Origin of the sequence: Pseudomonas sp. SWI44, from assembly GCF_002947915.1 — a bacterium.
GTDB lineage: Bacteria > Pseudomonadota > Gammaproteobacteria > Pseudomonadales > Pseudomonadaceae > Aquipseudomonas > Aquipseudomonas taiwanensis.
The window spans coordinates 3244925-3260097 of sequence record NZ_CP026674.1 but is presented as its reverse complement, the minus strand read 5'-3'; the positions used below and the strand labels follow the sequence as shown (position 1 = coordinate 3260097).

The 15173-nt window shown below is 57.2% G+C and carries 8 protein-coding genes, 2 tRNA genes and 3 rRNA genes; 3 read left to right on the top strand and 10 right to left on the bottom strand.

The genetic code is table 11. The annotated features are described in order from the left end of the window. Positions 1-74: 74 nt before the first annotated feature. From C4Q26_RS15395 to C4Q26_RS15350, 10 genes are all read right to left on the bottom strand, one after another. A complete protein-coding gene (locus C4Q26_RS15395; RefSeq protein ID WP_023382472.1) occupies positions 75-2375 on the bottom strand; it encodes a PqiB family protein in 2301 nt (766 codons plus the stop codon). After that, entirely contained in the window at positions 2368-2991 is a 624-nt protein-coding gene (locus tag C4Q26_RS15390) for a paraquat-inducible protein A (RefSeq protein ID WP_023382473.1), read from the bottom strand. Before C4Q26_RS15390 ends, C4Q26_RS15395 begins: the two co-directional genes overlap by 8 nt. Further along, complete coding sequence (locus C4Q26_RS15385; RefSeq protein ID WP_027907754.1) at positions 2978-3637, bottom strand: paraquat-inducible protein A; 660 nt, start codon at positions 3635-3637, stop codon at positions 2978-2980. The genes C4Q26_RS15390 and C4Q26_RS15385 overlap by 14 nt, the downstream gene beginning before the upstream one ends. A gap of 148 nt (positions 3638-3785) precedes the next feature. Beyond that, positions 3786-3901, bottom strand: a 5S ribosomal RNA gene (gene rrf, locus C4Q26_RS15380). Between the two features lie 130 nt (positions 3902-4031). Continuing rightward, positions 4032-6923 (bottom strand): 23S ribosomal RNA (locus C4Q26_RS15375). A gap of 242 nt (positions 6924-7165) precedes the next feature. Beyond that, positions 7166-7241 (bottom strand) — tRNA-Ala (locus C4Q26_RS15370). Positions 7242-7267: 26 nt separating this feature from the next. After that, positions 7268-7344, bottom strand: a tRNA-Ile gene (locus C4Q26_RS15365). Between the two features lie 86 nt (positions 7345-7430). Beyond that, positions 7431-8967: ribosomal RNA gene (locus tag C4Q26_RS15360) — 16S ribosomal RNA — on the bottom strand. Together the 16S, 23S and 5S rRNA genes with 2 tRNA genes alongside form the textbook arrangement of a ribosomal RNA operon. A gap of 671 nt (positions 8968-9638) precedes the next feature. Next, a complete protein-coding gene (locus C4Q26_RS15355) occupies positions 9639-11132 on the bottom strand; it encodes a CoA-acylating methylmalonate-semialdehyde dehydrogenase (RefSeq protein ID WP_023382475.1) in 1494 nt (497 codons plus the stop codon). Positions 11133-11203: 71 nt separating this feature from the next. After that, positions 11204-12550: an aspartate aminotransferase family protein gene (locus tag C4Q26_RS15350; protein WP_023382476.1), complete on the bottom strand. Its 1347-nt coding sequence runs from the start codon at positions 12548-12550 to the stop codon at positions 11204-11206. 118 nt (positions 12551-12668) lie between these two features. On the opposite strand from C4Q26_RS15350, the gene C4Q26_RS15345 reads away from it, so the two are divergent. The 3 genes from C4Q26_RS15345 to C4Q26_RS15335 all read left to right on the top strand — a co-directional run bounded on the left by C4Q26_RS15345 (position 12669) and on the right by C4Q26_RS15335 (position 14933). Continuing rightward, positions 12669-13586 (top strand): LysR family transcriptional regulator, encoded by a 918-nt coding sequence (locus tag C4Q26_RS15345; RefSeq protein ID WP_023382477.1) that lies wholly within the window; start codon positions 12669-12671, stop codon positions 13584-13586. Positions 13587-13676: 90 nt separating this feature from the next. After that, entirely contained in the window at positions 13677-14342 is a 666-nt protein-coding gene (locus tag C4Q26_RS15340; protein ID WP_023382478.1) for a TetR/AcrR family transcriptional regulator, read from the top strand. 6 nt (positions 14343-14348) lie between these two features. Next, entirely contained in the window at positions 14349-14933 is a 585-nt protein-coding gene (locus C4Q26_RS15335; RefSeq protein WP_023382479.1) for a YigZ family protein, read from the top strand. Positions 14934-15173 lie beyond the last annotated feature (240 nt).

Below are 15173 nucleotides of genomic sequence, written 5' to 3'. Positions count from 1 at the left end.
ATTTGTGCTTCCGCAATCGCCGGTTCGCTGGCAATCAGTGGGGGCCGCACGCGGCCCCGCCTGAGAAATGCCCCTTACTTGGCAATCTGGATCTTGGGCGCCCATTGCAGCCATTCATCCTCGGCCTTGTCGAACAAGGCAAAGGTCTGCTGAGGCCGGGCTGGGGTGCCCATCTGTTCGCCATCCGGTGTCGCAAAGGCGATACCGCCATCGATCAGCGTCTCCACCGACTCGGTCCGCACCGTGGCGCCTTTGAACAGACCCCAATCGAAGCCAAAGCCGCTGCTGTTCCAGAATCGGCTGCCACTGCGTACCAAGGCGGCGTAGCGAGGCTCGATCAGGATATGGATCAGCACCCGGTCGGCATTCTGCCCAAGCTCGAAGCCGGTGACCTTGCCTACCGCCACTTCACGGTAGGTGACAGGTACGCCCGGCTTGATAGACCCACGGCGGGGCGCGCTCAGGGTCAGGGGCAAGCCGACTTCCGGCTCCGTGAACGCCGGGGCATCGGCCAGTGCAATGAAATCACGCTGCGGCCCCTTGTCCTTGGCTGCCGGCAGCACTTCCAGGTATTGCCCACCTACCAGGGTATCCAGGTTCTCGGTGCGTACGAGACCAAGTGAAGGCTTGACCACCCAGAACTGAGTACCGACACGGGCAATGCGGTCGGCTGCTTCGGTAATGCGCGCACGCAGCAGCACTGCTTGCAGGTCAGCAGTCAGGTCGACACTCTCGACACTGCCCACATCCAGGCCACGGAAGCGAATCGCGGTACCAGGCTTCAAGCCATCGGCCCGGGTGACACGGATGGTCACCAAGGTGCCGGCACGATTCACTGCCTCCTGGCTCTCATGCAGGCGGAAACGTGGAATCCGGCGTTTGAGCGCCACGTTCGCAACCGGTGTGTCGAATGCGATACCGCCGGCCATCAGCGTCTGCAGTGACTCGCTTTTGATCTTGATGCCCGACAGCCCTCCGGTCAGCGTGATACCGCTGACGTTCCAGAATCGGGACGAGCCGTTTACCAGGTTCTGGTACTCCTGCTCGATATGCACGCCAATCAGGATGCGATTGCTGTTACGGGCAAACTGGTAGCTCTGCACGCTACCGACCTTGACCTGGCGGTACATCACCGGGCTGCCGATTTCGAGCGATCCCAAGGTATCGGCGAACAGCACCATGTGCAGGCCTGGGGATTTCAGGTCGAGCGGTGGCGCCTTGGGCCTGGCCTCGAACTCGCGCAGAGGCTTGGCCCCCTTCTCGCCCGGACGAATCGCGATGTAGTTACCTTTGACCAATGCTTCCAGGCCGGTGATGCCAGCCAGGGAGATCGACGGCTTGACCACCCAGAACTGCGTGCCTTCTACCAGGTAGTCCTCGGCCAGCGGGTCGAGTGTCAGCTCGGCCGTGGCACTGCCCAGGTTGTCTTCCATCTTCAGGGCCTTGAGCGAACCGACCTGGATCCCCTTGTACATCACGGGCGTGCGCCCGGCCTGCAAGCCTTCATAGTCGGTGAGCTTGACCTTGATCCGTATTCCCGCCTGGGCTGCATCGAAGTCCTCGTACAGACGGAATGGCAGGCTCGGATCGGTGGGCGGGCTGTCCTTGCGGTATTCCGGTGTGGCGAAGGCAATCCCCCCGGCCACGATACTGGACAGCGACTCGCTGCGCACCTTCACGCCAGACAGGTCAGCGTCGATGCTGATGCCACTGGCATTCCAGAACCGCGTGTGCTTTCGCACCAGGCTGGCATAAGCCGGTTCGATGAACACTTTGATCTCGACGGTTTCCTGATCCTCGGACAAGCGGTAGCTCTTTACCCGACCCACCTGGATCTGCTTATAGAACACGGGGCTGTCACGGTTGAGCGAACCCAGCCGTTCGGCTTTGAGGGTAAGGTGCAGGCCTGGCTCGGAGTCCGACAGCGGCGGCGCCACCTTCAGCGCAGTGAAGCGCTTGGTGCGCTCACCCTCGCCTGGGCTCACCGCGATGTAGTTACCGGACACCAGTGTCTCAAGGCCGGAAATACCTGCCAGGCTGACACTGGGCTTGACCAGCCAGAAGCGAGTGCCTTTATTCAGATGAGGCTGGGCGGCCTTGTTCATCTCAATGGTGGCGATGACACCTTGGTTCTCGCCCTTGGCATCGAGCACCAGGCTCTTCACCTTGCCGACGGGCATGCCCTTGTAGATGACTTCGGTCTTGTTGGCGACGATTCCTTCCCCGCTCTCGAATCGAACTTCGATTTCAACACCCGCATCGCGATAGGCCTGCCAAGCCAACCAGCCACCGATCAGCAAGGCGATCAGCGGCAAAATCCAGATAGCCGACCAGTTCGAAGCTGGTCGGGTTCTAGCCGTAGGCACGTCACTCATGGTCGTCATCCGACTCCGTGTTATCCCAGATCAGTCGGGGATCAAAAGTTAAAGCTGCGAGCATCGTCAGGATCACCACACTGGCAAATGCAACGGCGCCCAAGTTGGCTTCGACACTGGCGATACGCCCGAAATTCACCACGGCCACTAATATGGCAATGACGAAGATATCGAGCATGGACCAGCGCCCAATGAATTCGATGAAGCGGTACATCAGGATCCTTTGTCGCGCTGACAAGGGCTGGTGACGCTGCACCGAGTACAGCAGCAGGCCGATACCCACCAACTTGAAGGTGGGTACCAAAATGCTGGCAATGAACACCACGGCGGCGATTGGCAGCATGCCGTGCTGCAGCAGGGTGATGACACCGGACATGATGGTGTCGGGGCTACCCTGCCCAAGCGTGCTGACGGTCATGATCGGCAGCATGTTCGCCGGAATGTAGAGGATCGACGCAGTGATCAGCAGCGCCCAAGTGCGCACGATACTGTTTGGCCGACGCGCATGCACGACCGCACCACACCGCGTGCAGGTCTGCGAAGTACTGTCGGCCTCCTGGCGGTTCAACTCATGGCATTCATTACAGACCAGGATGCCTGCATCAATCGCCCGCATGGAGATCCTCCCCGGAAAGTGCGCTCCAGATCTGGTGTGGAGACATCACCACTTCCAGCCAGACCTGTATCAGCAAAAGACTGATAAAGCAGAACAGGCCAAGCCCTACGGTAAGCTCGGCCAGGTCGACGAGCTTGACGATCGCCACCAGCACGCCCATGAAATAGACCTCGAGCATGCCCCAATCTCGCAAATGATGATAAATGCGATAGAACAGCAAACCGTAGCTGCGCCCTACGTCGAGGCGAATGCTCAACAGCACCAGCAACTGACACAGTAATTTCACCGCAGGGATGGCCATGCTGCAGAGGAAGACCACCACTGCCACACCCCGCATTTGCGAATTGTACAGACCCACCACACCTGTCCAGACGGTGTCATCGGAGGTCTGCCCAAGCAGGTGCAACTGCATGATCGGCAGGAAGTTGGCGGGCACGTAGAGCAACAAAGCTGTCAGCACCAGGGCCAGGCTGCGGTTGACCACGTTGTGACGGTGAGCGTACAGCTCATATCCACAGCGCGGGCACTGAGCCTTTTCGTCTCGCTGCAGTACCGGCTTGCGCATCAACAGGTCGCATTCATGACAGGCGACGAGCTCTTTAAGGGGGAGTCGATCTAGCGCTTCAGGTTCTAAAGGGTTGGGCATACAGAGCTCTGAATGGGTACGTCGGCTCTATTCTAGTGATCTGGCTGCAAATGTGGGAGGCGACTAATGCGGGGGACACGCGGGCGCGGCTGCGCCAGAAAGACAAAACCCCTACCTGCTCGCGCAGATAGGGGTTTTGCGAAATGAATCTTGACGATGACCTACTCTCACATGGGGAAACCCCACACTACCATCGGCGATGCATCGTTTCACTGCTGAGTTCGGGATGGGATCAGGTGGTTCCAATGCTCTATGGTCGTCAAGAAATTCTGTTGCCAGAATGTCGTGTAAACACTCTTGGCCAATTCGGATATGTGAATTTGTGGTCTTGCGAACTTTCGGTCGTTTCGTCTTCACCACCGCAATCTGCGTCGGCAAATTGCTTGGGTGTTATATGGTCAAGCCTCACGGGCAATTAGTATTGGTTAGCTCAACGCCTCACAGCGCTTACACACCCAACCTATCAACGTCGTAGTCTTCGACGGCCCTTTAGGGAACTCAAGGTTCCAGTGAGATCTCATCTTGAGGCAAGTTTCCCGCTTAGATGCTTTCAGCGGTTATCTCTTCCGAACATAGCTACCCGGCAATGCCACTGGCGTGACAACCGGAACACCAGAGGTTCGTCCACTCCGGTCCTCTCGTACTAGGAGCAGCCCCTCTCAAATCTCAAACGTCCACGGCAGATAGGGACCGAACTGTCTCACGACGTTCTAAACCCAGCTCGCGTACCACTTTAAATGGCGAACAGCCATACCCTTGGGACCGGCTTCAGCCCCAGGATGTGATGAGCCGACATCGAGGTGCCAAACACCGCCGTCGATATGAACTCTTGGGCGGTATCAGCCTGTTATCCCCGGAGTACCTTTTATCCGTTGAGCGATGGCCCTTCCATACAGAACCACCGGATCACTAAGACCTACTTTCGTACCTGCTCGACGTGTTTGTCTCGCAGTCAAGCGCGCTTTTGCCTTTATACTCTGCGACCGATTTCCGACCGGTCTGAGCGCACCTTCGTACTCCTCCGTTACTCTTTGGGAGGAGACCGCCCCAGTCAAACTACCCACCATACACTGTCCTCGATCCGGATAACGGACCTGAGTTAGAACCTCAAAGTTGCCAGGGTGGTATTTCAAGAATGGCTCCATGAGAACTGGCGTCCCCACTTCAAAGCCTCCCACCTATCCTACACAAGCAAATTCAAAGTCCAGTGCAAAGCTATAGTAAAGGTTCACGGGGTCTTTCCGTCTAGCCGCGGATACACTGCATCTTCACAGCGATTTCAATTTCACTGAGTCTCGGGTGGAGACAGCGCCGCCATCGTTACGCCATTCGTGCAGGTCGGAACTTACCCGACAAGGAATTTCGCTACCTTAGGACCGTTATAGTTACGGCCGCCGTTTACCGGGGCTTCGATCAAGAGCTTCGCTTGCGCTAACCCCATCAATTAACCTTCCGGCACCGGGCAGGCGTCACACCCTATACGTCCACTTTCGTGTTTGCAGAGTGCTGTGTTTTTAATAAACAGTCGCAGCGGCCTGGTATCTTCGACCGACATGGGCTTACGGAGCAAGTCCTTCACCCTCGTCGGCGCACCTTCTCCCGAAGTTACGGTGCCATTTTGCCTAGTTCCTTCACCCGAGTTCTCTCAAGCGCCTTGGTATTCTCTACCCGACCACCTGTGTCGGTTTGGGGTACGGTTCCCAGTTATCTGAAGCTTAGGAGCTTTTCTTGGAAGCATGGCATCAACCACTTCGTCGCCTAAAGGCAACTCGTCATCAGCTCTCGGCCTTGAGATCCCGGATTTGCCTAAGATCTCAGCCTACCACCTTAAACTTGGACAACCAACGCCAAGCTGGCCTAGCCTTCTCCGTCCCTCCATCGCAATAACTGGAAGTACAGGAATATTAACCTGTTTTCCATCGACTACGCTTTTCAGCCTCGCCTTAGGGACCGACTAACCCTGCGTCGATTAACGTTGCGCAGGAAACCTTGGTCTTTCGGCGTGGGAGTTTTTCACTCCCATTGTCGTTACTCATGTCAGCATTCGCACTTCTGATACCTCCAGCAAGCTTCTCAACTCACCTTCACAGGCTTACAGAACGCTCCTCTACCGCGTCATCAAAGATGACACCCGTAGCTTCGGTGCATGGTTTGAGCCCCGTTACATCTTCCGCGCAGGCCGACTCGACTAGTGAGCTATTACGCTTTCTTTAAAGGATGGCTGCTTCTAAGCCAACCTCCTAGCTGTCTAAGCCTTCCCACATCGTTTCCCACTTAACCATGACTTTGGGACCTTAGCTGACGGTCTGGGTTGTTTCCCTTTTCACGACGGACGTTAGCACCCGCCGTGTGTCTCCCATGCTCGGCACTTCCAGGTATTCGGAGTTTGCATCGGTTTGGTAAGTCGGGATGACCCCCTAGCCGAAACAGTGCTCTACCCCCTGGAGTGATACATGAGGCGCTACCTAAATAGCTTTCGAGGAGAACCAGCTATCTCCGAGCTTGATTAGCCTTTCACTCCGATCCACAGGTCATCCGCTAACTTTTCAACGGTAGTCGGTTCGGTCCTCCAGTCAGTGTTACCTAACCTTCAACCTGCCCATGGATAGATCGCCCGGTTTCGGGTCTATACCCAGCGACTAAACGCCCTATTAAGACTCGCTTTCGCTACGCCTCCCCTATTCGGTTAAGCTCGCCACTGAATATAAGTCGCTGACCCATTATACAAAAGGTACGCAGTCACCTAACAAAGTAGGCTCCCACTGCTTGTACGCATACGGTTTCAGGTTCTATTTCACTCCCCTCTCCGGGGTTCTTTTCGCCTTTCCCTCACGGTACTGGTTCACTATCGGTCAGTCAGTAGTATTTAGCCTTGGAGGATGGTCCCCCCATGTTCAGACAAAGTTTCTCGTGCTCCGTCCTACTCGATTTCATTGATAAGAGATTTTCGTGTACGGGGCTATCACCCACTATGGCCGCACTTTCCAGAGCGTTCCACTAATCTCAAATCAACTTAAGGGCTGGTCCCCGTTCGCTCGCCACTACTAAGGGAATCTCGGTTGATTTCTTTTCCTCAGGGTACTTAGATGTTTCAGTTCCCCTGGTTCGCCTCTTGCACCTATGTATTCAGTACAAGATAACCAGCTTATGCTGGCTGGGTTCCCCCATTCAGAGATCTCTGGATCACAGTCTGTTTGCCGACTCCCCAAAGCTTATCGCAGGCTACCACGTCTTTCATCGCCTCTGACTGCCAAGGCATCCACCGTATGCGCTTCTTCACTTGACCATATAACCCCAAGCAATCTGGTTATACTGTGAAGACGACATTCGCCGAAAATTCGCATGTTGCTCAATTAAGAGCAGAACTCACAAATTTTACCTTAGCCTGACATCACACCAGTGAAAGTGCGTGTCAGTCTATCTATCACATATCCGAATTTTTAAAGAACGATCTGACAAAAGTCAGAAATCAACATTCGATCTGAATGCTCATTTCTAAGTTCTGAGCAGCTGTACAACCTGAAAGAGTGGTGGAGCCAAGCGGGATCGAACCGCTGACCTCCTGCGTGCAAGGCAGGCGCTCTCCCAGCTGAGCTATGGCCCCGTGTGTTCTAGGCCGCACCAAGTAATTGGTAGGTCTGGGCAGATTTGAACTGCCGACCTCACCCTTATCAGGGGTGCGCTCTAACCAACTGAGCTACAGACCTATAACAGGGTCGCGTTACAGCATCGTCTTTATACAAAGAATCAAGCAATTCGTGTGGGAGCTCATCAGCAGGCTGATGTCGTCGATTAAGGAGGTGATCCAGCCGCAGGTTCCCCTACGGCTACCTTGTTACGACTTCACCCCAGTCATGAATCACACCGTGGTAACCGTCCTCCCGAAGGTTAGACTAGCTACTTCTGGTGCAACCCACTCCCATGGTGTGACGGGCGGTGTGTACAAGGCCCGGGAACGTATTCACCGCGACATTCTGATTCGCGATTACTAGCGATTCCGACTTCACGCAGTCGAGTTGCAGACTGCGATCCGGACTACGATCGGTTTTGTGAGATTAGCTCCACCTCGCGGCTTGGCAACCCTCTGTACCGACCATTGTAGCACGTGTGTAGCCCAGGCCGTAAGGGCCATGATGACTTGACGTCATCCCCACCTTCCTCCGGTTTGTCACCGGCAGTCTCCTTAGAGTGCCCACCATAACGTGCTGGTAACTAAGGACAAGGGTTGCGCTCGTTACGGGACTTAACCCAACATCTCACGACACGAGCTGACGACAGCCATGCAGCACCTGTGTCAGAGTTCCCGAAGGCACCAATCCATCTCTGGAAAGTTCTCTGCATGTCAAGGCCTGGTAAGGTTCTTCGCGTTGCTTCGAATTAAACCACATGCTCCACCGCTTGTGCGGGCCCCCGTCAATTCATTTGAGTTTTAACCTTGCGGCCGTACTCCCCAGGCGGTCAACTTAATGCGTTAGCTGCGCCACTAAAATCTCAAGGATTCCAACGGCTAGTTGACATCGTTTACGGCGTGGACTACCAGGGTATCTAATCCTGTTTGCTCCCCACGCTTTCGCACCTCAGTGTCAGTATCAGTCCAGGTGGTCGCCTTCGCCACTGGTGTTCCTTCCTATATCTACGCATTTCACCGCTACACAGGAAATTCCACCACCCTCTACCGTACTCTAGCTCGCCAGTTTTGGATGCAGTTCCCAGGTTGAGCCCGGGGCTTTCACATCCAACTTAACGAACCACCTACGCGCGCTTTACGCCCAGTAATTCCGATTAACGCTTGCACCCTCTGTATTACCGCGGCTGCTGGCACAGAGTTAGCCGGTGCTTATTCTGTCGGTAACGTCAAAACAGCAAGGTATTAGCTTACTGCCCTTCCTCCCAACTTAAAGTGCTTTACAATCCGAAGACCTTCTTCACACACGCGGCATGGCTGGATCAGGCTTTCGCCCATTGTCCAATATTCCCCACTGCTGCCTCCCGTAGGAGTCTGGACCGTGTCTCAGTTCCAGTGTGACTGATCATCCTCTCAGACCAGTTACGGATCGTCGCCTTGGTGAGCCATTACCTCACCAACTAGCTAATCCGACCTAGGCTCATCTGATAGCGCAAGGCCCGAAGGTCCCCTGCTTTCTCCCGTAGGACGTATGCGGTATTAGCGTTCCTTTCGAAACGTTGTCCCCCACTACCAGGCAGATTCCTAGGCATTACTCACCCGTCCGCCGCTGAATCAAGGAGCAAGCTCCTGTCATCCGCTCGACTTGCATGTGTTAGGCCTGCCGCCAGCGTTCAATCTGAGCCATGATCAAACTCTTCAGTTCAATACTGCTTGGGTTTTTAAGAAACCCTAAACTTGGCTCAGCAATCTCAAATGACTATGTGATTTCTCGCATGGCCACTTGTGATGCTGATAATCTTTGTGACTATCAGTCCGTACTCACAAGCACCCACACGAATTGCTTGATTCGATTTGTTAAAGAGCGTTTGGCTAAGAGCGTTTCGTCTCAACCGAGGCGCGCATTCTACGCTTTCCTCATTTGCTGTCAAGCGTTTATTTTGAAGTTTTTTGCGAGAAACTCGTTTAGCTTCAAACACTTGACTCGCTGCGATCTCTCGTAGCGGGAGGCGAATAATACAGCGTTTTAAAACGCTGTCAACCACCTCTTTCAGCGCTTCCGATTGCTTTCTAAACGCTCAACTTGTTGATTAACAAGGAGTTTTTCGTTTCGACTGCGTCGGAAGTGGGGCGCATTATAAGGGGATTCGAGAGGCCGTCAACCGTTAATGTTCATTTAAATTGAAATGATGGCAAACACGGACCGTATCGAGGCCGCCAGGTGCCCGCCGCGATGCATTCAGCGGTTTGTAGATCGAGCGCCGCCCGCGCGGCGCATCGCGAGCAAGGCTCTCGCCTACCCGGTTGGTCTGCAAGGACGCCACTGGAAACAAAGCGGGGGAGGCCTTTCGGCCTCCCCCGCTGCTATCGCAACCCTTACAGGCTTGGGAACGCGAACTGCGAAGCCTCGTGGCTCGCACGCTGCGGCCAACGCTGGGTGATCGCCTTGCGACGGGTATAGAAGCGCACGCCATCCGGACCATAGGCGTGCAGGTCGCCGAACAGCGAACGCTTCCAGCCGCCGAAGCTGTGGTAAGCCACCGGCACCGGCAGCGGGACGTTGACGCCGACCATGCCCACTTCGATCTCGTCGCAGAACAGGCGTGCAGCTTCGCCGTCACGGGTGAAGATGCAGGTGCCGTTGCCATACTCGTGATCATTGATCAGCTGCATGGCCTGCTCCAGGCTGTTCACGCGCACGACGCACAACACCGGGCCGAAGATCTCTTCTTTATAGATGCGCATCTCTGGCGTCACGTTGTCGAACAGCGTGCCACCTACGAAGTAACCATCCTCATTGCCCGATACGCGGTAGCCACGGCCATCGACCACCAGTTTGGCACCAGCGGCAACGCCGTCGTCGATATAACCGACCACCTTGTCGCGAGCCGCAGCGGTTACCAGCGGGCCCATGTCCAGACCGCAAGCAGTGCCGGCACCAATCTTCAGTGCCTTGATCTGCGGCTCCAGTTTGGCAATCAGCGCATCGGCCACCTGGTCACCCACGCAGACCGCGACCGAAATCGCCATGCAACGCTCGCCGCACGAACCATACGCCGCGCCCATAAGTGCACTGACCGCGTTGTCCAGGTCGGCATCCGGCATCAGTACCGCATGGTTCTTGGCTCCGCCCAGCGCCTGCACACGCTTGCCGCGCTTGGTGCCTTCAGCGTAGATGTACTCGGCGATCGGGGTCGAACCCACGAAGCTCAGCGCCTTGACCTCAGGCGCCTCGATCAGCGCATCCACGGCTTCCTTGTCACCGTGGACCACGTTGAGGATGCCTTTTGGCAAACCGGCCTCAAGCAGCAACTGGGCAATGAACAGCGTGGAACTCGGGTCGCGCTCGGAGGGCTTGAGGATGAATGCGTTACCGCAAGCGATGGCCAATGGATACATCCACAGCGGAACCATGGCCGGGAAGTTGAATGGGGTGATACCGGCAACCACACCCAGCGGCTGGAAGTCGGACCAGGCATCGATATTCGGGCCAACGTTGCGGCTGTACTCGCCTTTCAACACTTCAGGGGCAGCACAAGCGAACTCCACGTTCTCGATACCGCGCTTCAGTTCACCAGCGGCGTCTTCCAGGGTCTTGCCGTGCTCTTCGCTGATCATCTGCGAGATCTTGGCTTCGTTCTGCTCCAGCAACTGCTTGAAGCGGAACATGACCTGAGCACGCTTGGCAGGCGGGGTGTTGCGCCAGGCCGGGAAGGCAGCCTTGGCCGAATCGATGGCTTGCTGAACGGTTGCACGACTGGCCAGCTCGACCTTTCGAACTGCCTGGCCAGTGGACGGGTTGAACACATCGGCAGTGCGCTCGCCTTTAGTAACCAGCTCGCCGTGGATCAGGTGCTGAACAATGCTCATGCATAACTCCAGATAAAGAGGGTTGAGCCAGGCGCGTGCTGAGCACGCGCCCTACGTCAAAGTCGGAAAGGTCAGTCGATCTGGTTCAGGGCTTCGCCTACCGCATCGAACAGGCTGTCCAGCTCCTGCGGCTTGGTGTTGAAGGTTGGCCCGAACTGCAGGGTGTCGCCCCCGAAGCGCACATAGAAGCCGGCTTTCCACAGTTTCATCGCCGCCTCGTACGGACGGACGATGGCATCGCCATCACGGGCAGCGATCTGGATCGCGCCAGCCAGGCCGTAGTTGCGGATATCGACGATATTCTTGGTGCCCTTGACGCCATGCAGCAGCTTCTCGAAGTGCGGCGCCAGCTCGGCAGCCGATTGCACCAGGTTTTCCTTCTGCAGCAAGTCGAGCGCGGCGATACCGGCGGCACAGGCCACTGGATGAGCCGAGTAGGTGTAGCCGTGTGGGAATTCCACGGCGTATTCCGGGGTCGGCTGGTTCATGAAGGTCTGGTAGATCTCGCTGCTGGCGATCACCGCGCCCATCGGGATGGCACCATTGGTGACCTGCTTGGCGATGCACATCAGGTCAGGGGTCACGCCGAAGGCCTCGGAGCCGGTCATGGCGCCCATGCGGCCGAAGCCGGTGATCACTTCGTCGAAGATCAGCAGGATGTTGTGCTGGGTGCAGATTTCGCGCAGACGCTTGAGATACCCCTTCGGTGGCGGCAACACGCCAGCCGAACCGGCCAGGGGCTCGACGATGACTGCGGCGATGTTCGAGGCATCGTGCAGTTCGATCAGCTTGAGCATCTCGTCGGCCAGGGCGATTCCGCCCTCCTCCGGCAAGCCCTTGGAGAAGGCGTTGGCCGGCAGCACGGTGTGAGGCAGGTGGTCGACGTCCAGCAGCTGGCCGAACATCTTGCGGTTGCCGTTGACGCCACCGAGGCTGGTGCCAGCGATGTTCACACCATGGTAGCCACGGGCGCGGCCGATGATCTTGGTCTTGGTGGCCTGGCCCTTCAGGCGCCAGTAGGCACGTACCATCTTCAGCGCGGTGTCGCAGCACTCGGAACCGGAGTTGGTATAGAAGACATGGTTCAGGTCGCCCGGGGTCAGCTCGGCGATTTTCTCAGCCAACTGGAACGACAGCGGGTGCCCGAACTGAAACGCGGGGGAGTAATCCAGGGTGCCGAGCTGACGTGCGACCGCCTCGGTGATTTCCTGACGCGTGTGACCGGCGCCGCAGGTCCACAGGCCCGACAGGGCGTCGAAAATCTTGCGGCCCTTGTCATCGGTCAGGTAGTTGCCCGATGCAGCCACGATCAGACGCGGGTCGCGCTGGAAGTTGCGGTTGGCGGTGTAAGGCATCCAGTGCGCATCCAGCTTGAGCTGGCTGGCCATTCCTGCAGGGGCGGTTTCCGGCATGTTCATCGGCGGTTCCTCGAGAGACGATTAGGCAACGATGGATGTTGTTGCAGCTAAGTTGGCACGGCGATAAAGTCTGAAAAAGCCAACATTTCTAATCTTCAGATTGAACAAGACTAAACTTATGAGCCGACGTCCCGACCCTCTCGCACAAGTCAGCGATTTCGACATTCGTCTGCTGAAGATCTACCGCAGCGTAGTCGAGTGCGGTGGTTTCTCTGCCGCCGAGAACGTCTTGGGCATCGGGCGCTCGGCCATCAGCCAGCAGATGAACGATCTGGAGCAACGCCTGGGCTTGCGCCTGTGCCAGCGCGGACGCGCCGGCTTCTCGCTTACCGAGGAGGGACGCGAGGTGTATCACTCGGCGCTGCAGTTGCTCAGCGCCCTGGAGACCTTTCGTACCGAGGTCAACGGGTTGCACCAGCACCTGCGTGGCGAGCTGAACATCGGCCTGACCGACAACCTGGTGACCCTGCCGCACATGCGCATCACCCACGCCCTGGCAGAACTGAAGGACCGGGGCCCCGACGTGCGCATCAACATCCGTATGATCGCCCCCAGCCAGGTCGAGCAGGGTGTGCTCGACGGCAGCCTGCATGTCGGCGTGGTACCGCAGACCAGCCCTCTTTCAGGATTGGAATACGAACCCCTGTACAGCGAGCGTTCGCTGCTTTATTGCGCGGTGGGGCACCCACTGTTCTACGCCGATGACCAGCAAATCGACGACGCACGCCTCAACAGCCAGGAAGCTATCGCCCCTACGTTCCGCCTGCCAAGCGACATCCAGGCTCACTATCAGGCCCTGCACTGCACCGCTAGTGCATCGGATCGCGAAGGCATGGCCTTTCTGATCCTGACCGGACGCTACATCGGCTACCTGCCCGACCACTACGCCAGCTTCTGGGTCCAGCAGGGCCGACTGCGCGCGCTGAAACCCGGCCAACGCTTCTATGACCTGAGCCTGAGCTGGGTGACCCGCAAGGGACGCCGGCCGAATCTGGTACTGGAAAGCTTCCTCGAAAGCCTGGCAGCGACGCGCTGATGCCTGTCTCTGACGCTAACGCTTGTCAGTTCGGCGCAGGAAGGTAATCTTGTCCGACAGCCGCAGCCACTGACCCGTACGGAATCGTCCATGACCCTTGAAGTCCCTGCGCATCGCCTCTCTGCCTCAGGCAAGCCCGCTGGCCGCATCCGCCAGAAAAACGAACAGGCCATCATCCAGGCAGCCGAAGACGAATTCGCGCGCCATGGTTTCAAAGGCACCAGCATGAATACCATCGCGCTGAAAGCCGGGCTGCCCAAGGCTAACCTGCATTATTACTTCACCAACAAGCTTGGCCTTTATATCGCGGTGCTCAGCAACATCATCGAGTTGTGGGACAGCACCTTCAACGCCCTCAGCGTCGATGACGACCCGGCTGTGGCGCTGAGCCAGTACATCCGCACCAAGATGGAGTTCTCCCGGCGCAACCCACAAGCGTCGAGAATCTTCGCCATGGAAGTGATCAGCGGCGGTACTTGCCTCACCGAGTATTTCAGCGCCGACTACCGTGAGTGGTTCCGAGGCCGGGCCGCGGTGTTCCAGGCCTGGATCGACGCCGGCAAGATGGACCCGGTCGATCCGGTACACCTGATCTTCCTGCTGTGGGGCAGCACCCAGCACTATGCCGACTTCGCCACACAGATCTGCCAGGTCACCGGCCGCAGCCGCCTGACCAAGCAAGACATGGAAGACGCCAGCAACAACCTTATCCACATCATTCTCAAGGGCTGCGGCATCACGCCGAGCGCCTCATAGCCACTTATGCCTTCTACCCTGCTTGACCTCTGCGAGTTTCGCGAGGAAATCCGCAAGAGCCGCTTCATCACCCTCGCCGGCCCCATCTCTAGCCCCGCCGAGGCGATGAGTTTCATCGAACGCCACAGCGACCTGGCCGCCACCCACAACTGCTGGGCCTGGAAACTGGGCGCGCAATACCGCAGCAGCGACGACGGCGAACCTGGCGGCACGGCCGGGCGGCCGATCCTGGCGGCCATCGAGGCGCAGGACTGCGACCAAGTGGTGGTGCTGGTCATTCGGTGGTACGGCGGTATCCAGCTCGGCACAGGCGGCCTAGCCCGGGCCTACGGCGGAGGTGCCAACAAATGCTTGCAACAAGCGCCGAAAAGGTTGTTGGTCCAACGCAGTGAATACACCTGCAGTTGCACCTTCAGCGAGCTGGCCTTGGTGAAACTGCGCCTGGCCGAAGTGGATGGGCTGGTGCTGGACGAACAGTTCACCGCCAATGGAGTCGACCTGCGCATCGCCGCAGGCCAGGCACACATACCCACCTTGCAGCAGCAACTGGCAGACCTGAGCCGCGGCCGGATCATTCTGGAAATCGGCTGAAGCTTGCTCACAACAACTGTGGGCCTGCCTGTGGATAAGCTATGAGCACTCCCCGGCAGCGCCCGTTATCAAAGGGCTCCAGCGCTTTGATCATATTTTGATCACCGTTTGATGACAGCTGCAAACGTCTGAAGGGTCAAGACTTATCCCCAGCACTTTGCCACCGGTCTCGAATCATACCCCGATCGGTTGCACACATTAACTGTGGAGCAGCCTGTGGATAACCCGTTAGCCAATGAG